The sequence below is a fragment of the Nonomuraea sp. NPDC050202 genome (assembly GCF_040656115.1).
Classification (GTDB): Bacteria; Actinomycetota; Actinomycetes; order Streptosporangiales; family Streptosporangiaceae; genus Nonomuraea.
The window spans coordinates 32623-58134 of the sequence record NZ_JBFALF010000031.1 but is presented as its reverse complement, the minus strand read 5'-3'; the positions used below and the strand labels follow the sequence as shown (position 1 = coordinate 58134).

The following is a 25512-nucleotide window of genomic DNA, read 5'->3' as shown; positions in this document are numbered from 1 at the left end:
GCGCGCGGCAGAGGAGCGTCTGCGCGGAGATTTTCCGCGGTGGCCGGGAGCGGGCGCACGATGACCGTGGCCGCGCCGTCCCAGCCTGAGATGGCCCTCTCGCATCGCCGCCCCTCAGGCTTTCTGACCAAGATGGTGTGCGCGGCCGTGACCGCTCTGGTCATGGCCGATACCCTGGCGGCCACGCTGGTGCTTCCGGTCCTCAGCCGCGACCCCATCGCCGTCCGAGTCCCGCTGCCGCATCTGGGCCTGCTCACCACAATCAACCTGGCCGCGATCGCCGGGCTGCTGGTCGCCGGAGGGCGGCTGGCAGACCTGCTCGGCCGGCGCTGCGTGTTGGTCGCGGGCCTGACCCTGTTCTCCGCGGGTGCCGCGGCGATGGCATTTGGCCCCTCCTGGCCCGTGCTGCTGGCCGGGCGGGCGGCCCAAGGGGTGGGCGCGGCCATGATGCTGCCGTCGGCACTGGGGCTGCTCCTGGCCAGCCTTGCCGAGACGCGCCGGCGCGGCGGCGCTGCCGCGCTGTGGAGCGCGGCCACCGGATGCGGCGGCCTGCTGATGCATGGCCTGGGCGGCTGGATGCTCGACAGCCACGGCTGGCGCGCGCTGTACCTGCCACTGGCCGCCACCGCCGCCGCACTGCTCCTCCTGGCCGTCGGCGTACCTCGGTCACGGCCCCGGTCACGCCGTTCTCGCCTGGACTTGCCGGGCATGGCCGCGCTTGTCGCCGGCACCACCGGCCTGGTGCTGCTCATCTCCCTGGGCGGCCAGTGGGGGTGGACCTCGCCCGCGGCGGCGGCCGCCGCCGCGGTGACGGCGGCCGGTTTCGCTCTGGCCGCGGTCCACGCCCGGCGGCACCCCGCCGGCGCGATCGACGCCGGCTTGTGGCGCAGCCCTGGATTCGGGTGGGGCATGGCGACCTCGCTGCTGTACGGGCTGACCGCGTTCCCAGTTCTCGCGGTGGCTCCGCTGCTGCTGCGCGAGACGGGGATGTCTCCCACACAGGCGGGGCTCGCGCTCGTGCCGTTGTCCGCCGCGGTCGCCGTGGTCAGCATGCTGACCGGGAAGCTGGCCCGTCGCGTCGGCACCTCATGGACGATCTACGTAGGTGGCTACCTCAGTGCGGCGGCGCTGCTGGCCCTCTACGTCGTGCCGCCAGCCTCTGCTGCGGCAGCGGCCGGGCTAACGCTGCTGGGCTGCGGCTTCGGTGTGTTGTCCACGACCGCGACCATCGCGGGCACATCCGGCGTACCCGCCGACCGGTTCGCGCTCGCAGTGGGCTCCCTCACCACCGCCCGCATGCTCGGCGGAGCGATCGGCCCTGCGGTCGCGCTCGCCTACCTGGGCCGCTACCCCGGCGAGCTGTCCGCCCGCTACCCCGACGTGCTTGCCGGGGTCACCGCCGTGACCCTGCTGCTGGCGCTGGCCGGCCTGGTGCGTCGCCTGCGGACCGGGCCGAGAGCCGCCAGGACCGCCGCGGCGGCGCCTGCCCTCCCGTCGTCCGCGTCCACCAACGCGATGCCCCCCGTACCGGTGGACGCGGACCAGCTGCGGGCAGCGCTGCTGCGCCAGCGCGCTCGCCTGGAGGCCATCGCCAGCGCGGCCGAGGCCGAACTGGCCTGCCTGACCGGCCCCCGTTCCCACAACCCCATGTGGGCTGCCCGATCCAGCCTGGCCCCCCTCGTCCCGCCCCCTGGAGGACTCGCATGACGATCACCGACACCGCATCGCCGCCACGATCGCTCCACCGGCCGCCCTACCAGCGGCGCGTGGCCGGCACGTCCGGACCCGAGCGGCACGGACATTGGGACGCCCATCTCGATACCCTGCCGATGCTGCGCACCACCGACATCCGCTCGATGGAGCGGCTGCGCGCCATCATCGCCTACGCCCGGCAGGGCATCGCCGACCTGGATGCCCTCATCGCCGCGCTGAACCCGCCCTCCCCGGCAGCCGCAGGGCAGGACCCGGCGCGATGAGCAGCCACTCCGTCCACGGCGAGCCCGCCTTCCCGGCGGCGGCGTTCGGCGCCGCGTTGGCCAGCCTCGGCATCGCCGACGTGTTCACCACGGCGGGAGAGGACACCGCCGCTCTGGCCGCCGCCCTGACTCCGCAGCGCGTACGGGTGGTGGCCGCCCGGCAGGAGGCCGGAGCCGTGGCCATGGCCGGCGGTTCCACCCTGGCCAGCGGAAGGCGGCCAGCGGTGCTGGTGCTGACGGCGAGCGATGCGCTGGCTGTCGCACTGCCCGGCATCCTGGACGCGGTCACCAGCCGCACCCCTCTGCTCGTCTTCACCCCTCCCACCCGCCCCGATCCCGGCGATCGCGTACTGGCCGATCTGACGCTTGCCGACGCCGCCGGCGCGCTGACCTACGACCTGCCCGGCTCGCGGCCGGTGGGCAGCGTCGTGGCAGAGGCGGCGCGCGTGGCCGAGGAGCACCTGCTGCCCGTGGTCGTCCGGCTGCCCGACACGCAGGCCTGCGGCAGCGTCCCCGACAGCAGCGCCGGTGAGCCGCACGACGCCGAGCCCCCGATGGATCTGCTGGCCGCGCCGATGGCCGCCCCCGCCGTCGTGGAGGAACTGGCTCAGCTGCTCAGCCGCGCCCGCCGTCCGGTGTTCCTCGCGGGCCGTGGCAGCGTGCGCGCCCGGGCCGAACTCGAAGCGCTCGCCGAGCAGGCCGGCGCGCTGCTGGCCACCTCAGCCGCCGCCTGTGGGCTGTTCACCGGCAATCCGTGGAGTCTCGGCATCGCCGGAGTGCTGGCACCGCCCGACATGGCCGAACTCCTGGCCGCCGCGGACGTGGTGATGGCCTGGGGGTGCTCGCTGGATGCGTGGACGACCCGGCATGGCCAGATGGCACCGAAGGCTCGCCTGGCCCAGATCGACCTCGACCCTGCCGCGCTGGGCCTGCACCAGCGCATCGACGTCGGCGTGCTCGGCGACTGCGCGCGCACCGCCCACGCCGTCCAGCAGGCCTTACCCGCGCAGGACGGCTACCGCACCCAGGCGGTGCGGCATCGGATCGCGACGCGGGGACACTGGCACGACATCGGCTACCAGCCGATGCTGGAGCCCGCCGACCGGATCGACCCGCGCACCCTGACGCTGGCGCTGGATGCGGTCCTGCCCGACCAGCGGACCCTGACCGTCGAGCACGGCCACCTCATGGGCCACCCGCTCAGTTATCTGCGGAGCCCCGACGCCGGCGCCTTCCGCCTGGCCGGCTCCCGGCTCGGTCTGGCCAGCGGCATCGGCGCGGCGCTGGCCAGACCGGACCGGCTGGCCGTGACCACGCTCGGCCTCGGCAGCGCCCTGACGACCGCCGCGGACCTGGAAAGCGCGGCCCGCCTACGCGCTCGGTTGCTGATCGTCGTCTATGACGAGGACCAGGAACAGCACCTGGGCGAGGGCACGACCGAACAGGCAGCCGACCTGACGCTGATCGCGGCCGGACACGGCTGCCCCAGCATCGTCGTGCGCCGCGCGGCCGATCTGTCGCCGCTGGCGGACTGGCTGGCGGCGCCGGAGCGATACCCGTTGCTGCTGCACGCCCACATCACCCCCTGCCGGTGGTGGGCGGATCAGCTCACCGATGCGGGCACATCATGAACGGCCTCAGGGTGCCGCCCGCATCCCCGGCAGCCGAGGCCGACCGGACCTCGTCGGCACCATACACCGCCGGATGGGGGCTGGACGGTCAGATGGCGCTGGTGACCGGGGCAGCCGGCGGCATCGGCGCGGCCATCACCACCGCGCTGGCCCGTGCCGGGGCCGCCGTGGTCGCGCTCGACCACGACGGCGAGCGAGCACACCAGTTGGCCGCCGAGCTGAGTGCGGCCGGGCACACGGCCAGCGCCCACCGCCTGGACGTCACCGACCCTGTCGCCGTGAACGCCGTGCTGGCCGCCGCCGCAGCCGAGCACGGGCCGCCGCGGCTGCTGGTCAACGTGGCCGGAGTGCTGCACCGTGGCCCGGTCACCGACTTCGGCGACGCCGACTGGCACCAGCTCTTCTCCGTCAACGTCGACGGCGTCTTCCACATGTGCCGGGCAGTGGCCCGCCAGATGATCCCCCACCGGCAGGGGGCGATCGTCACCATCACCTCCAACGCCGCCAGCGTGCCCCGCCTGGGCCTGGCCGCCTACGCCGCGTCCAAGGCCGCCGCGACCATGTTCACCCGCTGTCTCGGCCTGGAACTGGCCGGCTTCGGCATCCGATGCAACGTCATCGCGCCCGGCTCCACCGACACGCCCATGCTCCGCCAGGCCGGGCACGACCCGGCCAGCGCCATCGCCGGCGTGCCGGAACAATTCCGCCTCGGCATCCCGCTGCGCCGCATCGCCACCCCGGCCGACATCGCCGCCGCGGCGCTGTTCCTGCTGTCGGAGCACGCCCGCCACATCACCATGCAGACCCTGCACCTGGACGGCGGCGCCAGCCTCGCCGACTGACCGCCGACCCTCCTCACCCCGCGTCTTCGGCACCTCATATCGAAGGAGAACCCGCTCGTGCTGATGCCCCCCAAGGCGCCCGCCCTCGCCGAGTACGTCGCACCGGCGATCCGCGACTACCGCCCCGGAGACACCCTGTTCGCCGGCCCCACCGCCACGCTGCTCGCGCACAACGGTGAACCGCTCACCGGCGTCGGCCTGGACTATCTGCCTGACGCGCTGGCCGCCCTGCTGGCCCGCCGCCCCACCGGGTGCCTGGCCGTCGGCGCCGTCAGCTTCGACGGCCTGGCCTGCCGCCTCACCCTGTGTGACACCGTCACCCGCGCCGGGCCCCTGCCGCGCCAGCACCACTTCCGCTGCGGCGTCAACCCGGTGACCATCACCGCCGTGCCGAGCGAAGAGGACTACGTCAAGGCCGTGCGGCGCGCCATCGACCGCATCGCCGCCGGCGAGCTGGACAAGGCGGTGCTGTCCCGCGCGCTCGCCGTCACCAGCGCCCGCCGCCTCAGCGTGCCCGGCCTGCTGCGCCACCTCGGCGGCCACGGCTACACCTTCGCGGTCCCGATCGGCACCCGCCGCACCCTCATCGGCGCTAGCCCCGAACTGCTCATCTCCCGCCGCACCCGGGACGGCATCAGCATGATCGTGGCCAACCCGCTGGCCGGATCCACCCCCCGCGGCGCCGGCCCGGCCGCCGACCGGCAAGCCGCCCAGGAACTGCTGGCCTCGGCCAAGGACCGGCACGAGCACCGCCTGGTCGTCGAGGAGGTGGCCCGCGCGCTGGACCCTTTCTGCCGGGACCTGCACGTGCCCGCCGAACCCACCCCCCTGGCCACCCCCACCCTGTGGCACCTGTCCACGCTGATCACCGGCACGCTCGCCGACCCGGCACCCTCCAGCCTCGCCCTGGCCGCCGCGCTGCACCCCACCCCCGCCATCGCCGGCACACCGACCAAGCCCGCGCTGGCACTCATCAGCGAACTGGAAGGAGGCGGCGGCGTCGAACGCGGCTACTACTGCGGCCTCGTCGGCTGGACGGACGCCACCGGCGACGGCGAATGGGCCCTCGCACTGCGCTGCGCCGTGCTCGACGGCGACCGGCGGCTGCGCCTGTACGCGGGCGCCGGCATCGTGGCCGACTCCGACCCGGCCGCCGAGCTGGCCGAAACGAACGCCAAGTTCGGCATCATGCTCGACGCCCTCGATGTCCGCCCCGCCCGATAACCCCTCCAGCCCCCTTCCCTGCTCCCCGACCGGCCCGCCGCCGGTTCGCCCCCACAACCGAAGGAACCCCGTGATGTCGCTGCCCACCGCGCTGCCCGCCTACGACATGCCGCCCTCCGACACCTCCACCCTGACCGCCGACCTCGGCGGAGCCAGCGCCGGCTGGCAGCTCGACCGCAGCCGCGCCGCGCTGCTCATCCACGACATGCAGCACTACTTCCTGCGCCCGTTCGCCGCCGACCAAGCACCACTGGCCGACCTGATGGCCAACATCCTCGCGCTGCGCGAGCGGTGCACCGAGCTCGGCATCCCGATCCTGTACAGCCTGCAGCCGGGCGGCCAGCACCTCGACGACCGCGGCCTGCTGGCCGACCTGTGGGGCACCGGGCCCGGCCCCGACCCGAGCGACACCGGCGTCCCGGACGCTCTAGCGCCCCGGCCCGGCGACGTGCGCCTGACCAAGCGCCGCTACAGCGCCTTCTTCGGCACCCTGCTGGACGAGACACTGACCGAGCTGGGCCGCGACCAGCTCATCATCGTCGGCGTGTACGCCCACATCGGCGTCCTGGCCACCACGCTGGACGCGTTCATGCACGACATCCAGGCGTTCGTCGTCGCCGACGCGGTCGCCGACTTCTCCGCCGACCACCACGCAACAGCCCTGCGCTACATCGGCCAGCGCTGCGGCGCGGTGCGCTCCACCGAGCACGTCCGCGCCGCGCTGACCCGAACCGGCCAGCCGGCCCTCGCGCGCTGACCACCTCAGACCCGGCGCGCCGCGCCCCCGGCCGGAGGCACCCACCGGCACCCCAGGGGTGCGGCGCGCCGACCCCGTCTCCTGGAGGAGCCGCCCGTCATGCAGCACCCCCGCGACGACGACGTCCACGCCGAGCTGCAGCAGCTGTGCCACCTCTACGGCGCAGCCTTGTTCGACTACTGCGGCATGCGGCTGCCGCCCGCCGACGCCGAACGGGCGGCGCGGGGCGCCCTGCTGAGCGGCCACCTCTACGCCGACCGGCTACGCGAGCCCGGCCACCAGCGCGCTTGGCTGTATGCCCTGGCCCACGCGCACCGCACCCGACGCGGTGGCATCGCCGCCGGCACCGACGCCTGGACGCGTCCGGGCAGTACCGCCGACCCGGCGCTGGTCACGGCGCTGGCCGCGCTGGACCCCGCGCACCAGGAGGTGCTGGACCTGGCGTTGCGGCACGGACTGACCCCCACGCAGATCGCCCTCATCTACGACGCCGGCGCGGTGGAGATCGAGCACCTGATCGACGCGGCAGCCGCCCACCTGGAGCAGCTGATCGCCGCCGTGGACGCAGCCCGCGCCGGGGACGGCTGCATGGCGCTGACCGACCTGCTGGCCACCCCCGGCACCGCCCGCCACCGCGCCTGGACCGCCCGCCACGTTGCCGGCTGCGCGCGCTGCCGCGCCGCGCCGCCGACTGCCACCGCCGCCGGCCTGCTCGCCCAGCTGCCGATCGCGGCCGCGCCCGCCACCTTGGCCGCACGCCTGGCCTCCGCACAGCCCCTGCCCGCCGCCACCACCTGGCGCGTCGACGGATTCCCCGAGCAGACCCTCACTCTGCAGGACGCGCTGGCCACCGTTCGCGGCGCATCCCTCGACACCACCCCCCGCCGGGCCCTCCGACCTGCCAGCCCCAGCCCGGCGCCCGACCGGGCGCCGGAGTTCCGCGCCTGGGAGCAGCCCCGCCACCACAGCCAGGAGTTCTGGACACCGCGCGCCGACGAAGCCGATCCCGAGGCGCGCCTGTCGCTGCGGCCACTGCTGCCCGCACTGCGGGTCGGCGGCCTCATCGCCGCCGCAGTCGCGGCCGTGCTCGCGGCCGGAGCGCTCTGGTCAGCGCTACAACCCGATCAGAGCGCGCCGGCGACCATGGCCCCGGCCGCCGCCCCTTCCACCCTCACCCCGCCGCCCAGCCAGCCCCCGCCGACCATCCTGCTGCCGGAAGAGCCCCCCACCGGCCCGCCGCCCAGCCAGTCCACCCGCCCGCCCACCGGCAGCCCTGCGGCCCGCCGGCCGACCCACGCGCCCACCAGATCCCCCGCCACGCGCACGCCCAGCCCCGCCGGGCAGCCCACCAAGGCCGCACACGAGGCCCCCCAGGCCAGACCGTCCCGGCCGGCCGGACCCCAGGACCCGCCCCGGCCCACCCGGCAGCCCATCGCCTCCGCCACCACCGCACGGAAACTGCCCAAGCCACCGCCCCCCACCGCGAGCCTGTCACCGTCGTCGCTGGCCCTGGGCAGCGGCCGAACCGGCTCCTTCACGCTGCACTGCACCACCGGCACCTGCAGCGTCGCCTCCGCCGTCGGATCGAACGGCGTCACCATCACCGGCACCCGCGTCACCGTCACGGCCCCCGCCTCCCGGCCCGGCTGCGCCGCCACCACCGAATCCGCCACCGTCACCATCACCTGGACCGGCACCGCCACCGGCGACGGCCGCACCACCGCAGGCACCGTCACCGGCGGCGGCACCCTGACGCTCACCGTCACCTGGACCGTCGAGGCCGACAAGGGCGAGTGGATCCCCACCGGATCGATCACCCACGGAGGCGACCGGCAGGGCTACTGGTCCCACTGCCGCAACAGCTGACCCCTGGAGAAGGACGTGACACGATTCCTCGCCAGCATCACCCAGCGGGAGAGACGCTTCGCCGCCGCCGGCATCGTCATCACCCTGACGCTGCTCTTGCCGGTGGTGGCCGTCGCCGAGCCCGGCCTGGTGCCCGGCACCGGGCCCGGAGCGGGAACCTCCCCGCCCTCCGAGCAGCCGGTCGACGTCCAGCGAGGCGACTCCTGCCGCGACATGCTGCCCGCCGACACCCCCAGCGACGTCGTCTGCCGCTGGCTGAACCCGCCCCAGGACGCCGCCGCGGTGGCCGAGTTCTGGCTGGCCGAGGACGGCGTCAACCTCGAACGCGCCCAGCCCCTGCCGCTGGAGTTCATCCGCTGCAACCAAAAGAGCGACCTGGCCAAGACCGGCACCTGCAAAGGCGGCCAGACACTTTGCAAGCAGCAGCGCATCGGACGGTACCGGTGCACCAACCAAGTCACCCGCAAGGTCACCTACGAGGGGTACGTCAACGGCAAGTGGGTCGTGCGATCCACGCCGCCATCGACCGCCCCATCCTCGACCGCGACGCCCACTGCCGCGACGCCCTCGACCGCGCCGTCCCACACCCCGGCCCGGACGATCGACGCCACCGCCGTAGTTCCCGCCCCACCCAATCAGGCGCCCACCGCATCGGCCAGCAACTCGGTCAACGCCGCCCTGACCGGCCCCGCCGCGCAGAGCGAACCTCCACCCGACGGCAACCCCGCCACCCCAGCACCCACCGTCGCGCCCACCCCCACCAGCGCGGTTGTGACAGCGACAAGCCAGCCACCCACCATCACCCCCACCACCGCACCCCCCGGCACGCCCGCCACGCCCACCACTGAGCCAACCACCACAGCAACCACTGCCGACAGCATCACCGCGCAGGCCATCGAGGCCGCGGCCGCCGCACGACCACGGCCGCGCGTCTGGCTGGAGACCGACCTCGCCGACGACTACGCCGCCGGCGACACCCCGTTCACCACAGCGCTGCAGGCCCTCATCACCGCCGCCGAACGACCAGGCGTGGTCGGCGTCAAATTCGCCGACAACCTCGGCTACACCGGCTTCACCAGCGCAGAAGACGTCACCCAGTTCCTCATCCGCGCCAGCGGCGCCCTGCGGGCCGCCCTGCCCGGCAAACGCCTCAGCATCGGCGTCGTGGTCCCCGAACTCGGCTGCGGATCCTCCCAAGGATGCATCCAGGCCATGCGCGCCAAAGCCCCGCTGGCCACCAAGGAGAACATCACCCGCTACCTCAAGACCAGAGCCGCCGACCGCGTCGACATCGCCACCGGCCTGTTCGGCCGCACCTACCGCCAACACCAGGTGCCCGACCCGAAAACCGGCAAGCCCACCCCGATCACCCCCGCCCTGGCCGCCCGCACCCAATGGATGAGCATCAGAGCGCTGGAATGGGACACCCTGGCCCAGATCGGCGCCCGCGAATACGGCCTCGCCCACACCGGCGACACCTCACCCTGGGACAAGGCCACCGCCACCAGCCAAGTCGACGCCCGCATCGGCACCGCCATCGCCCTCGGCGTGCCCACCATCACCCTGTGGGGGCACAAGGCCGTCGACGGCAACCAGACCTACCGGCTCCTCGACGCAGGCCTCGCCCCCAACGCGCTGTGGACCGCCCTGACCAGCCAGCGCCTGCGCGGACGCCTGGCCGTCATCGTCAACCCGGCCTCCACCGAACGCAGCATCACCGCCGACCTCGCCGAACTCGCCAAGGCAGTGAGCGAAGTCTTCATCCTCCTGTGACCACCGCCCCGAACGGGCATGCCCCCGCACCCAGCCCGTGGAGAGGCCACAACCCTCGGATGCGACCCCACGACCGGCTCTTCCCCAACCCCGACCCCGACCCCGAATCCGAAGCGCCACGGGCCTTCACCGACGCCGCCGACGGCGGCTACCCCATCGAAACCGACCTCGAACCCGGCCCGCCACCAGCCCCGAACAACGCCCCGGCGGACGAGGACATGCCCCCGCCACCCTCGCCCATCCGCGGCCGTGCCCTGCACAACCCCATCCCCGCCGCCCCGCCGGCCGCCGCCATGGAGGACGACTGGTACGGCCCACAACCGGCCCGCTCCCGCTGGCGGATCATCACCCCGATCGCCGTGCTCGTCGCCAGCGCCGGCCTCGGCATCTGGCTCGCCCTGCCCACCACGGCCCCTCCGCAAGCAAGCGCGCCGCCGCCACCCTCCTCCGCCGCCCCGCCGGCGCCGTCGAGCGACACACCGACCGCCCGCCGCACCCTCACCCCTCACCCAACCTCACCCCGCGGCACCTCACCCACCCCAAGAGCCGAACCGACCCGGACCCCCGCGCCACGACCGAAGAAGACAACGCCCCGCCCCTCCCCAGACCCACACCCCGCCATCACCACCACCGTGACCCTCACCCTCCGCCCCACCCGCGCCCGAGCCGACAGCGGCCCCGAAGAACCACCCCGCCCCGCAACGCCCACAGCACCCACGCTCGCCTGCCTGACCTGGGACGACTGCCACGACGACCCGCCCACCGGCTGACCCGATGCCGCCCGCCCTCACCCCCCACCAGGACCACCCGATGACCAAGTTGCTCCTCGCGGCCGCCCTCACGTCATGGCCCTTGGCCACCGCCGCCGCCCTGCTGGCCCTCGTACTCCTCGCCCTGGTCGTGGACCGGCTCCGCAACCCCCGCCGCCGCAGCGGCCTGGCCCTGTGGTGGCGCCTGCGGTGGCGCCTGTACCCCGGACGCGGCTTCGCCCGCAGACTCGAGCTCTACCTCCACTACGGGCTGCCCGCCGCCCGCAAGGTCGCCCGCCGCGCCCGCCCCTGCCTGCGCGGCTGGTGGGCGCGGCACGTCGTCCGCCGCAACGAAATCGCCCTGTTCCTCGGCTGGGCCCAAGGATGGATCATCCGCTGGCGTACCTACGCCACCCTCGAAGACCACATCCTGTGCCTAGCCCCACACAAGGAAGGCAAAACCGCCCACCTGGCAGGCTGGATCATCGACGCCCCCGGCGCCGCCATCGTCACCAGCGTCCGCGACGACATCGTCGAACACACCGCCGGCCTGCGCGGCAACGTCGAACTGTTCAACCCCGAACGCTTCGGCACCTGGGCCTCCACCGTCCGCTGGTCACCCGTCCACGGCTGCCACGAACAAGCCACCGCCCTGCGCCGAGCCGCCACCATGGTCGCCGCCACCGAAACCGGCGGCCTGACCGACCAAGCCTTCTGGACCAACCAAGCCGCCATGACCCTGGCCGCCCTCCTGTACGCCGCAGACCTGGAAAACCTCACCCTGGAACACGTCGACGCCTGGACCCTGAACGAAGACCCCACCCCCCTGAAGATCCTCACCCGGCCCCGCCCCGGCCACAACACCAAACGCGCCGCCGCCCTGGTCCGCCGCTACCACAACCTCCACGTCCGCACCCGCGACTCCATCTACCTCACCCTGCGCCAAGTCCTGCGCTGCATGGACGACCCCGCCATCGCCCACATACTCTGCCCACCACCCGGCCAAGGCCTCGACCTCGAAGCGTTCCTCCGCCGCCGCGGCACCCTCTACCTCATCTCCGGAGACAGCACCAACCCCGCCACCCCCATCCTGTTCGCCACCCTGGTCTCCGAAATCCACCACCAAGCCCGCATGCTCGCCACCCCACAACCCAACCGGCGCACCGACCCGCCCGTCACCTTCCTCCTCGACGAGGCCCCCGAAATCTGCCCCATCCCCCAACTGCCCGGATGGATCGCCACCGCAGCAGGCTCCGGCTTCATCTTCATCATCGCCGGCCAATCCTGGTCGCAATTCCAGCACCGCTGGACCGAACACGGCGCCAAAACCATCTGGAACAACTGCAAAGCCAAAATGCTGTTCGGCGCCACCTCCGACCCCTACGACCTGAAAGTCATGTCCGACCTCTGCGGCGACATCACCCTGCCCTACCGCGAAAAATCCATCGACAGCTCCGGCAAGCCCCACTACACCCGCCGCTGGGAAACCGTCCCCGTCCTACCGGCCGACCAGGCCCGCCGGCTACCCACCTGGCGCGCCCTGGTCGTCCGCCGCAACGCCACACCCACCATCGTCCGAGCTGAACAGGTCTGGAAACGCGCCGACTACAAACGCTGGAAAACCCAAGACGGCACCATCCCCTTCCCCCGCCTCAACCCCACACCACCGGCCGCAACCGCGAAGCAGACACCCGCCCCACACGAATCACCCGTGAGCGGCTCCTCCAGCATGCCGCCGCCGACCAGACAGGCACGCTCCTCCCGGCCATGGCATATCAAACGCCGCTGAGCTGACCTGCCATGAGCGAAGCCGACGCCAGCTCTACTGACCCAGACGACCCGGCCGAGACCATCGCCGCCCTCGCCGCCGACCTTGAGCAACTGTCCCGCATCGTCACGAGCCTGACCACGACCACCAGCACAACACCAAGCGCAACGCCCCAGCTCGAGCCACCGCCCCGCCCTTGGTGCTGGCCCAAGATGCCGCACCCGCGCAAAGCCGACCGGCTTGGCGAACTCGGCGACTGGCTGACCCAAGTGCTCTTCGGATGGCCGGCCGCCCAACGGGCCATCCAGCCCTGCTGGCCCCGCCACTGGGACGTCATCGAAGAGATCTCCATGCTCTACTGCACCTGGAAGACCGCCTACCTCTGGGAAGGCGCAACCGCAAGTGACGCCGCCGAATACCTCGACCGGTGGCTGCCCAACGCCCTCGACAGAATCGAGATCAGACTGCGCCCCTGCGGCCAGACCCACCAGCCCGATGGCCCCCGACGAGACGACACCGCAACGCTCGCAGCCGTCCAGGACGAGCTGCGCTGGCTCTGACATTCTTCACAGTCAAAGCATTGCGATGTTTGGACATACACCGACGAGACCTCGGCAGCGCCCTCCATGAATACTCATATGCCGCTTGACCAGCATGGATGGAATAGGCGGCAGGCGCAGGGCTCCAACTGCAGTTCCCGTTCTCCTGTCACCAACCCCATAGTCAGTACACCTGAGCCGATGGGGCCGGGCCCATGGCCGCAAACCTGTACAGGCCCTTCGCGCCGCTCACGCACAGACTGTTGCTATTGGGAAACCAGGCGCACGAGCGTAGCGGTCCCGGTAACCTCGCCGCCGTCAGACTGACCGCCTGGCGCGCGTCCCAAACACGAATCAGACCGTCGGAGTACGTCACCGCGAGCATGGAGCCGTCGAAGGAGATCGCTACGCTCGCGATGGGCAAGCCATCCCTGTCGAGAACACATCGGAGGTCGCCCTCGGCGTCCCATAAGCGCACTTCGCCACTTATATCGGCAGATGCAAACCACTGACCATCGGGAGCGATCGCCACCGACCGAATGGCGCTTCTGTGTCCGTAGAACTGGCCCCGAGACGTGCCATCGGCGTTCCAAAGAAGTAGTTTTCCGTCCTCCGCAGCCGTGGCCCACCAGGTGCCATCGGGGGCGATCGCGATGGAGCTCACCCAGAGCAGACTGCCGGACAGCACCTGACGCAGCTCTCTGAACGCCATGTCCCAGATGTACAGCGAGCCGTCCCATGCCCCCGCCGCCAGCCACGAACTGTCAGGTGCGATCGCCACCGCCGTAGCACCGCCGGGGTGGCCAGGTAGCGTCCCGCTCGGCGAACCGTCCGGACTCCAGATGCAAACCTTCCCGTCCCAACTGGCGGAGGCGAACCACAACCCGTCTCGGGCTATCGCCACCTGGCTGACCCAGCGATCGTGCTGGTTAAGTACTTCTCCCGGAGCTCCATTCGCCTCCCACAGACGGACGGACCCGTCGCTGCAGGCGGATGCGAGCCAGCCGCCATCAGGTGAAACGGCGACCGACCTGATGTCCACGCCACGGCTCGCAGAGCCCGCCTGCCATAGGGTCTTCGACGCCCAGGCGCGTATGCTGCCGTCCAGCCCTCCTGACGCCAGCCAGGCGCCGTGAGGCTCGATCGCCACCGTTGACACCCCACCGCAGCGGTAGTCGACGACGCGTTTCTTCGTCGCATCTGGGGTCCACAGCCGAAGAGACCCATCCAATCCGCCCGAGGCTAGCCAGCTACCGTCGGGAGCTATGGCCACCGAACGGACCGTGCCGCGATGCCCACGCAAGACGGCGCGCTCTGTGCCGTCGGTTCCCCAAAGTTGAACCAGACCCATGTCCCCCGTCGCGGCAAGCCAACTGCCGTCTGGCGATACCGTCAAGTCGAACAAGCGTCGCGAACGGCTAAAGAGCACTCGGCTGATACCTCCGTTCTCCTCCCATAACCGCACCGCACCGTCGGAGTCCGCTGAAACCAGCCAGGGTCCCTTGGCCGGAATGGCAACTGCCTGCACTTCGCCGTCTCTAGCGTGTAGACGTCCTCGTCGTGCCCCATCAATTTCCCACAACAGGATGCTTCCATCACTGCCGGCGGATACAAACCAGCAGCCGTCATGCGATATGGCGACGGAGTTCACCCGCTCTTGATGAGCACGCAGAGATACTTGGCCGCTTCCGTCTGCTGACATCACGTGGACGCTGCCCTTGGCGTCGCCGGCCACGATGCGGTCGCCCGTGGGTGCGATGGCCACCGATGTCATCCCGGCCTTCTGCTGCAACAGCGTCCATTGTCTACGTCCGTCGGCCTCGTATTTGTTAAGCACTCCGTCGAGACCCGCTGACACGAACCACACGCCTCCCGGCGCGACGGCGATCTCGGCCACGCTGGAGCGATGGCCCCGCTTGACCATCAAAGGGTCGGCGGCCTCATCCGGGAACGGCCACTGCGGCTTGAGATGCCAAGTGGACTCGTTGACTCTGTCGAGGAACTCAGGAATGTCATGCACGCGCGTCAGCAATGTGCCTGCCACGATGTCGGCAGAATCCGCCGGATCGAAGAGATGGGCGTTTTGTAAGAGTGTGCTGCCGAGCTTTTCGGCGAGCGCCATCCGCGTCTGTGCCAGATCCTTCTCGGCGGCGTAGACTCCGCCCCGCACAATTCTGTCGCTGAGCCACGCCAGGTCGCCAATGACCAGTTCCAAGCTCCGGGTTGCGTGAGCTTCCACGAGGTGATATACGAGATTGTCCGAAAAATAGTCGACCCCGACCAGCGGCTTCCACCACAGACGGTTCTTGGGTATACCCTCGGAGGGTATTTGGATCGCTTTGAGGAGCAGGGTGCTACAATGTGCGACTCTACGCTCCGTGAGCGCCATTCGTGCGTATCTTCGAATGATTGAATGGAGTCTCAGCAGCAGCAGGCTATTGCTCCACTTCCTGGTGAGGAGCGATAGTTCCTCCAGACGTTCGCAGAGCCGGGCCACGTCCGTAGCCATGAGAGCGCCAGTCCTTGCCCAGAGCAGTTCGACTACGCTGACGGGTATGCCGGTGTCTTCGGGGAAGATTGACAGCTCCAGGAATCTCTGCCGCTCGTCCGGTGCGAGCCTCTCAAGGCTGTACTCAATTGTGTCAGCGACCAGTTTTTCACGCTTCGACCGTGATTGCACATCGAGAGCGGCAGGGCCCCTTTCTCTGAGTTGTCCGATGGCCTGGTCTGCTGCGACGCTGATGTCGCTTCCCCGCGCCAGTTCCTCCCGTAGCCGTCGGTTTACCAGGCTTAGCAACAAAGGCAGACGGCCCGTGGCGTCGAGCAGTTCGGCTTCAGCGCTTCGCGGTAATATCGGGAGATTGCTGCCTAGAATGCTCGAAGCCGTATCATCAGGCAGGTGGTCCAGGCTCACGGATGTGGCGGAGGTCGGCAGGAGAGCATGCGTTCGGGTCGTGAACAGCAGATGGTATGTGGGCTCATTGGGCAGAAATAGCTCGAGCTCTCGGTCATTCCACACATCATCGATGATCAGCAGCGTTCTCTTCTGCGCCGCCAGCGCTCGCTTGAGATGCTGACTTGCCTGTTCAGGGTCGGAGGCGGCCGGACGTTCTCCGGTCAACGCGGCCACGGCGTCATTGAGCCGCTCCACCAGGCCCTGGATGTCTTTGTCGCGGCCCAGCGTGATCCAGATCATCCCACCCGCGAAATGGCGGCGTACTTCTGGCCGGGAGCAGACTGCGGCCGCCAGGCTGGTTTTCCCTGCCCCTCCATGGCCGACAATGCCAACCACGCGGACATCGTTCGCAACGCCATTGGGAGGCGGTGGATTGCCCCATGAGTTGATGGCGCCATGGCGATCTAAGGGAGGGAACACATAATTGCGCTTCTCCCTGACAGAACCGGCCAGCGATGAGAATCGGCCCCGCCTGCCGATCAGCACCCTGATCGTCATTGCGAGTTCAGCCCGGTCAATCCAAAAGTCAGTGGACGGCACGCTGAACAGGACGTGAGGCCGGCGACGTTCCTGCAACCGCGGAATGGCCCACGTGAGCGACCCGACCACCAAGGACAGCAATACGAGACCCGCTACCCAAGCCGCCTTGTGGCTCACCACCGTGTCTGGGAGGTAATTGCTCACAACATTCACCGGCAGGCCAATCAAGATCCCCAGGAGACTAGCCAGGACCAGTAAGGAGCCTGAGAGCCTTCCTCTGGAACGCACCAATTGGTCACCTGACCCCACGATGTGGGATGAACCGGCGGGCCGAGTCGGCCGGTGACGCGGCGTCCACCGCACCGCTCAGGATATTACGGCAGAAACCCAATAGGCAGCCACCCACTGGCCGCAGACAGATTCGCTATGACGCGTCGGCACTTCTCGCGTTGCTCACGCCGCACGTCTTTCACTGCCTTCTCGTGTCAGCCCTCACCAGGTCCGTTCACTGCCCCAGCCAGGACAACTGCCTCCCATACCGGTCGACACGCGGGTTGCTACAGAGGTTGAAAGGTCAGGGTTCATGGCGCCGCCTGGGGGGCAGGCCGGTGTGTGCGATGAAGGCGTCCAGCAGGGCGGGTCGGTACTGCATGCGCTTGAGCCGGGTCCGGATCAGCGCGGCCAACTGATCAAGAGTCGTCGGGGCGAGGCCGCTGCCACATTGAACAGCGCGCCCGATGTTGGGCCGTGGCCAGCGTCGGATGGAAGCTCACAGCGGCCGTCGACGCATCACCGGCGGCTCCCATCCCACGTTCGTCCAGCAGGCGCCACCGACGACCTCGCTTGCCGTCGCGGCAGTATGACACCTGCACACTCCCCTCGGCGGCCGCGTACGCTCGCGGCCCTACGCAGCGCCACACCAAAGGCTCGCGATCGGCGATGTGCCGGACGAACTCCGACAGGCTGTACCACTCGACATCTTCCAGCCAGTTGCGGACGATCTTCGAGACGAGAGCGTCCACGGTGGGTTCCCCCAGCTGTTCCCAGGCGACCTCGCCCAGACACGTCTCAAGGCCGGCGCCGAGAACGTCGAGATCTCCGCGCGCTTGCCACCCCAGCCGGATGGCCATCGCACGCAGCTCGGGATTGCCCCGGGATGAAGTGAGCAAGGGCCACCGTCTGCTGGCGGGTGTCGAAGGAGAACTCAAACTCATCGCGGAAGACCGCAGGTCCTATTTGAGCCGTCATCTGTGCGCACACCTTCTCTCGACATCGTCGCGACAGAGCCCGCGCGAGCGCGCACGAGCTTCGAACACAGGCAGGCCATCGGTACCCGGCACGCGGGCCGGCGACGCTACGTCATCCACGTGATCACCCCGTGCGGCATGGCGGGGACGCGGAAGCTCCGATGCAGGGCAGCGACCGCGAGAGGCGCCGGGCAGCCAGCCTTCCCGCCGTCCTCAATGGCGTGCCGCGTGAGGTCCACAGCCGATTGGTGCACGATGGCGCGAGGAAGGATCACGAGACGCTCTCCACTTCGGCGCCGATCGCGTAGGTGCCCTCGGTCTCGCGCGGGCCCATGTAGAGGTCATAGAGCCACTCATCGGGATGGTCGCGCACCCAGCGCAGCAGCGCCGCTCGATCGGCGAGGACGTCGATGGGAAGATCGAGGCGGACATCGTCGACGTACTTGATGGCTTCACGGACGGCGATGCGGATCGTCCGGCTGACCGTGGCAAATGCGGCGGTCTCCTGCCACAGAGCCCACGCCAGGTGACGCTTGCGGCCCCTGGCATGTCACTGGTCGTCCGCTCAGGTCGGTAGGTCTGCGTTTGCCCTTTCAGCCGGTCAGCCGCTGGCATGCCGCTACGCCCAACCGAGATCTTCCCCGCCGCGAGACGCGATCTGCGGCGGGAAGTCGTCGCGGCTGGTTAGTCAGGCTCCTCTGACAGGTGCCCCCACATGGCGCGCGCAGCATTCCCGAACGCCTCATCGTACTCAACCGGCGCCATATCGGGAGTTGGCCGCCGTGCCTTTGAATCGAAGGGCTCACTGACAGATAACAAGTCCGCTAGAAAATCGTATGCTCCACGAACTAAGGCGCGATCCGTGGAGAAGATGCCAAACTCTAAATGGCCGCTGAAGGAAGCATTGGTCCAGTTAGCGCTGCTGAGCCACACTGACTCAGGCACAAAGACATCGCCCATGAAGAATTCATCATCATCCCAAAGGAATCCCAACACGATCATCTTCGCGTGAAGCAGCGGGCCCTGCCTTCGGTGTCCTCCGTAGCCAGCAAGTCGTACCGGGCCAACCATCACGCTCATCTTGTCAGATGGGCCGACAATAGCGGGGCGACCGTCGGTTAAGGGCATGAGATCCGCCAGTGCTCTGAGCGTGTTGGTCGGCAGTCCATCTCCCTCTGCCTGCAGCTTCTGCACGTCTCGCTGAAGGGCTCGTCAGGGGGGCGGGCTTATCCACGATGATGCAGCACTGCATGTCGGCCAGCAGCTGCCCGATGGTGGCGTTGTCGAACCATGGAACAGAGCCCAGAGCTGCCGGGATCCGGCGGCCGCTGTTAGCGTGGTAATGCCTCTGTAGCTCCTCCGCGAGGCCATCCAGGACCCCGCGCCCAAACCAAGCTCGATCGAGTCCCATAAACTTCTGGGAGTACTGCGCTGACGCTTTCGGCAAGAAGAACTGCGACGCTTGGAGACAGGCAACACAGCAAATAGAAATGGCGAAGAAGTTCGGCAAGAGCTGCATCTCTGAAAAGGGTGCACGCGATCGTGGTTGTATGCTTCTTGCGCAAAAGCGTGGCATAAGCGTCAAGGCCTGGGGGAGATGATAACGGAGGCATTCAAGGGAAGCGACCTCTTTCAAGTGCTAGACTTGTTCACCCACAACGCGATGGCTTGCCAGCGGGGAGACCCGCTCGGGTGTCTCGATCTAGTCAGTGACCTTTTCACCGGGGCGGGAGGAAAGCTCTCCAAGGCTGCGTTGAAGGCCCTAGGTAAAGTCGCCACCAAATTCGGTATCGCGACCACAAAGGCAGCTAAAACGTGTGGCGCTGGATCTATATGCGGCTGGGAGAAAATTAGAGCGGCATCGTTCGTGCAAGAAAAGGTAAGGGCAACTTCGGCATCGGGGCGGCTACTCGAGCACAGGCGGACGCGGCAGGCATGGCTTGGGTGGGCCCGGACTTCGTTAAGCACACAACTAAAAGCGGGCAGGTGATCTATATTAGCAAGGACGGATTGCGTCAGTACAGGCCGCCCAGCTATAAGCTAAAGCTTGGGAAATATCAGGCGAACCTAGAGTGGCGTCATGACACTAGGGGGGCTGGCAAGGAAATGGGCATATCGATATTACGGAGTAGAATGAAGGCAGAGATTAAAGGATTCCATAGTCCCGACGTAAACTGGGAGGGGGGAGCTCCGGCGGACCCGCAAAACTTTGGTATCCTCCTGCAGCTATTTATTGGACCCAAGGATGCGCCGGGAAGTGAATCGTTTGACTTGATAGTTTGCACCCCGAGTTGGCTGGGGCAGATCGTCAAAGGAGGACCTATTATTGGCCGCCATCACCTTGTGGTGTCCACTTTCGATGTGTCGGCAATCGCGTCATATTTGAAAGCAGAGGTGGCTAATTACAGCGCCCCGGACTGGGAACAACTTGCTGGCAAGCTGACCCGGATCGGACGATGGGAGTTTGAGGACTACGTAGAAGAAGAATAGGAGTGCATCGAGGAGGTTAATGTTGCGTTTGGAGTAGCCAGCGCGGGGGTGGCCATGTTGCGCTTCACGAGGTCGCCGCGTGGTCTGCGCAGCCGCATCATGCCGTGCCAGACAAGGGCGCCACGCCCTTGCACGGGCCAGAGGTAACCCTCCCGCTCCAGGACGTCGACCGCGCGAGTGACGGTGTCACGCCCGGCGCGGCACTCCACAGCAATGTCGTCCAGGGGAAGAGGGGTCCCGGGCGTCCACTCGCCTGCATCAACCCTTGCCCGCAGGGCGTCCGCAATCTCCGGATAGCGCGCCTTGGGCGCCTCGACCAGCTCGACAAAGCCCACCGTGGCGTCGTCGGACTTCTTGAAGCGGGGCCAGCGTTGACCTGCGGGGTCAGTCTCCTCAATGCGTCTTACGTGTTGGATCAGACTGCGGGATCCGTGCTCTTGCAGGTAATCAAGGCAGGCTGTCCAGTCCATTTCCTCGAACGTGTCCACCGCGCGGGACGCCCCGTCCGTGAAGATGGCCACCTCTTGAACCTGATCCATGGCACTTCGCCGGCGATCGCGTTGAACGCGGCCTCACGCTCGGCCGTAGCGACCCAATAACCTCCGGGCACGTTGCGTGCCTTCAGCTGCTCGATGGACATGCGTGTCACTGCCGCTTGGTGTTCGGGGGTGCCGATGGCTTCGTGACGAGTGGCGGGCCAAGGCTTCCGGAGCCGCCTGCGTGGTGGACGCGCGGGCATCCGCCGGTGACGCTAGCGCGCCCTCATCGATCTGCGACATTGGCGGAACCGCCAATAAGGTCGGCAACATTGGCCTCAACACCGAGCAGACCTGCACGCAGTGACCGTCATCTGGGTCGCCGTCGAGCGGCACTTGCCCCGGCGCGCTGCCGTGATCGGTATTGTGACGACGCTCCAGGAGTCGTACCTCGACAACGGCGTCGTGGGGACGACGCAACCGCTTTTGGGATCTTCCGGTAGCGGCCTGTGTCCGGCTGGGGCACCGTCGCGACCGCATTATGCGTTCGACCGGAACACCCGCGCGCGGGGATCGTCCCGGGGCGCGCAGGGGGCATCGGGGTCGCTGACGGTCGGCCCCGCATGCGCGGGGATCATCCCCACCTTCGGCCACCACGTCCCCCGCTTGCAAGTCGGATTCGCACGCGTGGGGCGTCCGTACCGGTAGGAGAGCATCGCCTGGGCCGAGGCGTCGGTCCTGCACATGCGCGGAATGGCCAAGTACCCCGTCCTGAAGTGGATCGTCCCAGATTGGTCGGCCTTTGGCGGGCGCAGGACAAGTTACAGGGCCGATGCAGTGCGGCCCAAGAGTGCGCAGCGGGTGGGAGCTTCGTCTGGCCTGCCCCTTGTCGGTCCGGTGCTGCCTGTGGTGGGCTCCCCGTCCCGGTCGTGCCGATCATGCGCCGCCGTCCCCGGCTCCGGCAATCCGGCTTCTCGCCCGAGTACTGGCTTGGCGGCGAGCGGGGTGGTTCAAGATCTTTTGCTGCGCAAAACATCTTGAACCACCCCGCCACCCGGATTGCCGGAGCCGGTCCCGTCGTCGCCGTATCGGCTCACCGGGACGGGGAGCCCACTCACTCAGGCGCCCCGCCAGCCAAGACGCAGGTGCTGCGGCACTCGCCGCCCCAGGCAAGGAGCGCACATGGACGACATGCAGATCAGCTTCACCGGACGCATCGCCTACGACCCGAAGTTCTGGCCTGCCAGCGACGACAAGCCTGCGATGTGGTCGGCCTTGGTAGAGGTGGCCGGTCCGCCGACGCAGGGCCGTAACGGCACCTACGTGCCGACCCGCCGGATCGAGGTGATCGCCCACGGCCTGGACGCCATCCGCGCCAGCGAGTCCTACCACGTCGGCCATGTCATCACCGTGCAGGGCCGCGATCTGATCGCCCGCGCCTACGAGACCAAGGACCGCCACAACAGGCCGGTCGTTCGCGGAGTCGTCCAGGTGGTCGCCAAGACTTTGGCCATGTCGACCCGCTATGACGCGGTTCGCCGGCAGCCCGGCGCCTGGCCGCCGGCGCCGTCACCCCGCCTGGTACAGGGCGCGGCGTCCCCCGCCATCGAGGAAGACCAGGCGGAGCCCGCTCCGGCCACCTGATCGCGCCAGCACGCGAGCGGTCCCCGGCCGCGGGGACCGCTCGTTTGTATGCCTGGACCTGAACGGGCATCTGCGCGGAGCCGCGCACCATCCGCCCTGCGCCTCTGCCTCGAGGTCGCAGGGCGCGTCTCGGCTCTGTACCTGAGCCCACTCCGAGATCACATTTGTCAGTTCTGCTGAAGGGAGTTTCATCTCGTGTCAGCTGTCCCTGTGGATCTGCCGGATATCGCCCAGCCGGAGAACCTCCACCTGTTGCACATCCCGCTGAAGTACCTGACGCACTTCCCGGACAACGTCCGCGAGGACTACGGCATCACGCCCGCCTTCTGCAAGTCGCTGCTCGCCAAGCAGCAGGTCGTCCTCACCGCTATCCCCATCCCGGACGACTACGACCGCCAGGAAGGAGAGGAGGAGTTCCTCTTCTGGGTGATCAAGGGCAACCGCCGCCTCGAGGCAGGACGCAAGCTCCAGCTGGAGACGATGCTGTGCCTGGTCGACCGCACGATGGTCGGCGACCGGGCGGGCCTGTTCATCGACCAGCTCGTCGAGAACGACGGCGACTTCCGCCTTCCGCTGTCGGCCTTCGAACAAGCCCAGGCCCTGTTCCAGGCGCACCAAGCAGGCGCCAGCCGAACTGAGCTGCGCCAGCGCACCGGCCGTACCAAGCAGCAGATCATCGCCGGCATCAGAGCCGGGAAGATCAGCGAGCAGACCAGGCGCGCCGCCCGAGCCATGGACTACGCCTGGACGCTGGACGATGTCGCGCTGCTGGCGGAGTTCGACGGCGACGAGCGGGCGCTGGCGAAGATCCAGCAGCGCATCGATTGGGGTCACCCCGTCGCCTACGCCGTCGAATCCGTTCGTGACGAACTGGCCGAGCAAGCCGCCCAGAACAGGCTCATCGCAGAGCTGGAGCAGGCCGGCGTCCGCATCACTGAGTCACGGCCACCGGAGGCGCTGCTGCTGTACAGCCTGGCCCGGCTGGTCGACGGCTTCGACCCCGACCCGGCCGAGCACGCCTCCTGCCCGGGGCACGGCGTGTTCTTCTACAGCTACAACAAGACCCAGCCGGAGTACTACTGCACCACCCCCTCCGAACACGGCTACGCCCCGCCCGCGCCTTCGACCACCACCGCAGCGGCGATGCTGGCAGCCTCGGCCAGCGGACCCGCCAAGCCCAGCGGGGACGAGCCGTCGCGGAAGATCGTGATCGAAGGGCGTAACGCCTGGCCGCGCGCTGGTACCCTGCGCCAGCAGTGGCTGGCGGAGTTCTTCCAGCGCAAGAGCGCGCCCAAGCCGGTGCTGCCCTTCGTCACCCAGATGCTGCTGGACATGCCGGGGCCGGTGCGTGACTTTCTGACGGCGGCGCACCGCAGCCCGCTGTACGCGGAGTTCGGCGGCCCGACCGACCTCGACCAGGCGCTGAAAGGCGCCTCGGCCGGGCAGCAGGCCATGATGTTGCTGCGGCTCATCGCGGTGGCGTTCGAGCACCAGATGACCAAGGCCAGCCAGGACTGCAAGAACACCTGGCGGCCGGACAAGTACAGCCCCTGTTCGAGGGCGGACGCGGCCTTGTGGCTGCGGTTCCTGGTCAACACGCTCGGGCCGGAGCTCGGCACGCGGACGATTCAGCCCTACCAGCCGGCCCCGATCGAGCGAGCGCTGATCGACGGCACCCCGTACCGGGGAGACGCCCCAGCTGATCAGGCGGAAGTGGTGGGGGAGGAGCCCACCGAAACCGAGCCGGAGACAAGCGAGGTCGTGAACATCGGACGCGAGGACGGCGACGGAGGTGATGGCGCCTCCAGCGAGCTGAGCGAGCCTGCGCCAACGCCCGATGACGAGCCGATCCTCCTGCACGATGTGCTCGCTGAGGCTCCTTCCAGCCAGGACCTGGTCGAGGTGACGGACTTCGCCGAGGCGGGCCAGGACGTCCAGGACAGCAACCTCGGCAACGCAGAGGCGGCCTAACCCTGTCCGAGCTCCGGTCTGGTCCTGGGCGCTGCGAGCCAGGACCAGACCGTTCCCTCCCCTTGAAAGAGCTTCACCACCATGACCGACACCGCACCCCCGTACTTCTTCCAGATCAAGGAGTCAGCCCAGAATTTCGCCGACACCGGCCACGACCCCGGCTGCCGAGCCTGCACCAGGGGCAACGACGAATCTCGGGCCACGTGGACCCTCTACCTGCTGCAACCGTGTGACGGCGGATGCGGTTGCCTGATGCTCCTCAACCACGCCGACGCCGTCCACGACAGCAGCCGCGCCGGCGACTGGACGGGACGCTACGACAGCATCGAACAGATCGCCGATCCGGCTCTTCGCCAGCACGCCCAAGCCCTGCTGGCCGGCGCGCACCTCGCTCCACCACCACCCAACCTCATGCCGAGCCGGCCATGACCAGCCGCCTGACGGTGCCGATCCGGCTGAACACGGCACCAACACAAGGCGGGATGGTCATCCCGTACATCACCGTCCGTCACCGCGACGGACGAGCCCACTTCAGCACCAACGACCCACGCCGCCATCACCGATGCCTGCTCCAGGCACGGTGCAGCGTGTGCGGCCAGCCCTTGGCCGACCGCCTCAACCGGCAACCGCTGCCCAGCCTCATCGCCGACCACGCCTTCGTCCTGCTCCTGCGCCCCAGCGACCTGCTGCAGGGGTACAGCAGCGAGCCGGGCCTGCACGCCGAGTGCGCCGCCTACGCCGAGCGCGCCTGCCCGATGCTGAACGGCAGCCGTACCCACTACCGCCGCGCCCTCGATCTGGCATCCGACCGATGCACAGATGCGGCCTGTGAGTGCCGAGGGTGGGCCAACGCCGCCGACATCCAGGCCCGAGCCGGTGCCCGCGAATCCCCCTTCTACCGGATCCGCAGCCCGCTGCACACCTACCGGCTGCACCAGGAAGAAGGCGGCCGGGTGCGGGGCATCCGAATCGATGCCCGGTCCGCAGAAACGGCGCGGCTGGTGACGCCGGGCCATCCCGACGACCTCGAGGTCGCTCGCATCCTGCTGCTCGGCCTGCCCTGGCAGCCGCCCGCCACCTCCTGACATGCGTTCCTGATTCTCACGGCGCCCCGGCCATGGCC

Annotated in this window: 20 protein-coding genes; 16 read left to right on the top strand and 4 right to left on the bottom strand. The window is 69.0% G+C overall.

Annotation, left to right across the window (positions count from 1 at the left end):
- The first annotated feature begins 147 nt into the window (after positions 1 to 147).
- The 11 genes from AB0I79_RS47375 (at position 148) to AB0I79_RS47325 (ending at position 13146) form a co-directional block, all read left to right on the top strand.
- A complete protein-coding gene (locus AB0I79_RS47375) occupies positions 148 to 1707 on the top strand; it encodes an MFS transporter (protein ID WP_357888299.1) in 1560 nt (519 codons plus the stop codon).
- Positions 1704 to 1976 carry a hypothetical protein gene (locus tag AB0I79_RS47370; RefSeq protein WP_357888296.1) on the top strand — a complete coding sequence of 91 codons (273 nt, stop codon included), beginning with the start codon at positions 1704 to 1706 and terminating at the stop codon, positions 1974 to 1976. Before AB0I79_RS47375 ends, AB0I79_RS47370 begins: the two co-directional genes overlap by 4 nt.
- Positions 1973 to 3607, top strand: coding sequence for a thiamine pyrophosphate-binding protein (locus AB0I79_RS47365; RefSeq protein ID WP_357888294.1), 1635 nt, complete (start codon positions 1973 to 1975; stop codon positions 3605 to 3607). Before AB0I79_RS47370 ends, AB0I79_RS47365 begins: the two co-directional genes overlap by 4 nt.
- 92 nt (positions 3608 to 3699) lie before the next feature.
- Positions 3700 to 4449, top strand: a complete 750-nt coding sequence (locus AB0I79_RS47360) for a 2,3-dihydro-2,3-dihydroxybenzoate dehydrogenase (RefSeq protein ID WP_357888440.1) — start codon at positions 3700 to 3702, stop codon at positions 4447 to 4449.
- A gap of 63 nt (positions 4450 to 4512) precedes the next feature.
- Entirely contained in the window at positions 4513 to 5673 is a 1161-nt protein-coding gene (locus tag AB0I79_RS47355; RefSeq protein ID WP_357888437.1) for an isochorismate synthase, read from the top strand.
- Between the two features lie 73 nt (positions 5674 to 5746).
- Entirely contained in the window at positions 5747 to 6430 is a 684-nt protein-coding gene (locus AB0I79_RS47350) for an isochorismatase family protein (RefSeq protein ID WP_357888291.1), read from the top strand.
- A 99-nt stretch (positions 6431 to 6529) separates the two neighbouring features.
- Positions 6530 to 8296 carry a hypothetical protein gene (locus tag AB0I79_RS47345; RefSeq protein WP_357888288.1) on the top strand — a complete coding sequence of 589 codons (1767 nt, stop codon included), beginning with the start codon at positions 6530 to 6532 and terminating at the stop codon, positions 8294 to 8296.
- A gap of 15 nt (positions 8297 to 8311) precedes the next feature.
- On the top strand, positions 8312 to 10069 hold the full coding sequence (locus AB0I79_RS47340) for a hypothetical protein (RefSeq protein ID WP_357888285.1): 1758 nt from the start codon (positions 8312 to 8314) through the stop codon (positions 10067 to 10069).
- Between the two features lie 59 nt (positions 10070 to 10128).
- A complete protein-coding gene (locus tag AB0I79_RS47335; RefSeq protein ID WP_357888282.1) occupies positions 10129 to 10839 on the top strand; it encodes a hypothetical protein in 711 nt (236 codons plus the stop codon).
- 40 nt (positions 10840 to 10879) lie between these two features.
- Positions 10880 to 12607 carry a TraM recognition domain-containing protein gene (locus AB0I79_RS47330; protein ID WP_357888279.1) on the top strand — a complete coding sequence of 576 codons (1728 nt, stop codon included), beginning with the start codon at positions 10880 to 10882 and terminating at the stop codon, positions 12605 to 12607.
- 11 nt (positions 12608 to 12618) lie between these two features.
- The gene (locus AB0I79_RS47325; RefSeq protein ID WP_357888276.1) at positions 12619 to 13146 is read left to right on the top strand and encodes a hypothetical protein; all 528 of its coding nucleotides are present in this window, start codon (positions 12619 to 12621) and stop codon (positions 13144 to 13146) included.
- 163 nt (positions 13147 to 13309) lie between these two features.
- On the opposite strand, the gene AB0I79_RS47320 is transcribed toward AB0I79_RS47325, so the two are convergent.
- The 3 genes from AB0I79_RS47320 to AB0I79_RS47310 all read right to left on the bottom strand — a co-directional run bounded on the left by AB0I79_RS47320 (position 13310) and on the right by AB0I79_RS47310 (position 19002).
- Positions 13310 to 16789, bottom strand: coding sequence for an NB-ARC domain-containing protein (locus AB0I79_RS47320; protein WP_357888273.1), 3480 nt, complete (start codon positions 16787 to 16789; stop codon positions 13310 to 13312).
- 461 nt (positions 16790 to 17250) lie between these two features.
- Entirely contained in the window at positions 17251 to 17691 is a 441-nt protein-coding gene (locus tag AB0I79_RS47315) for a hypothetical protein (protein WP_357888270.1), read from the bottom strand.
- Between the two features lie 801 nt (positions 17692 to 18492).
- A complete protein-coding gene (locus AB0I79_RS47310; RefSeq protein WP_357888267.1) occupies positions 18493 to 19002 on the bottom strand; it encodes a hypothetical protein in 510 nt (169 codons plus the stop codon).
- Positions 19003 to 19941: 939 nt separating this feature from the next.
- Between AB0I79_RS47310 and AB0I79_RS47305 the strand changes: the two genes are divergently transcribed.
- The gene (locus AB0I79_RS47305) at positions 19942 to 20298 is read left to right on the top strand and encodes an immunity 8 family protein (RefSeq protein WP_357888264.1); all 357 of its coding nucleotides are present in this window, start codon (positions 19942 to 19944) and stop codon (positions 20296 to 20298) included.
- On the opposite strand, the gene AB0I79_RS47300 is transcribed toward AB0I79_RS47305, so the two are convergent.
- Entirely contained in the window at positions 20280 to 20819 is a 540-nt protein-coding gene (locus tag AB0I79_RS47300) for a GntR family transcriptional regulator (RefSeq protein WP_357888261.1), read from the bottom strand. The two genes, AB0I79_RS47305 and AB0I79_RS47300, sit on opposite strands and share 19 nt — an antisense overlap.
- A gap of 1137 nt (positions 20820 to 21956) precedes the next feature.
- Here AB0I79_RS47300 and AB0I79_RS47295 point away from each other — a divergent pair.
- From AB0I79_RS47295 to AB0I79_RS47280, 4 genes are all read left to right on the top strand, one after another.
- Positions 21957 to 22418 (top strand): hypothetical protein, encoded by a 462-nt coding sequence (locus tag AB0I79_RS47295; RefSeq protein WP_357888258.1) that lies wholly within the window; start codon positions 21957 to 21959, stop codon positions 22416 to 22418.
- A 195-nt stretch (positions 22419 to 22613) separates the two neighbouring features.
- Positions 22614 to 24389: a hypothetical protein gene (locus AB0I79_RS47290; RefSeq protein WP_357888255.1), complete on the top strand. Its 1776-nt coding sequence runs from the start codon at positions 22614 to 22616 to the stop codon at positions 24387 to 24389.
- Between the two features lie 81 nt (positions 24390 to 24470).
- Positions 24471 to 24818, top strand: coding sequence for a hypothetical protein (locus AB0I79_RS47285; protein ID WP_357888252.1), 348 nt, complete (start codon positions 24471 to 24473; stop codon positions 24816 to 24818).
- Positions 24815 to 25474: a hypothetical protein gene (locus AB0I79_RS47280; RefSeq protein WP_357888249.1), complete on the top strand. Its 660-nt coding sequence runs from the start codon at positions 24815 to 24817 to the stop codon at positions 25472 to 25474. The genes AB0I79_RS47285 and AB0I79_RS47280 overlap by 4 nt, the downstream gene beginning before the upstream one ends.
- Positions 25475 to 25512: the final 38 nt, after the last annotated feature.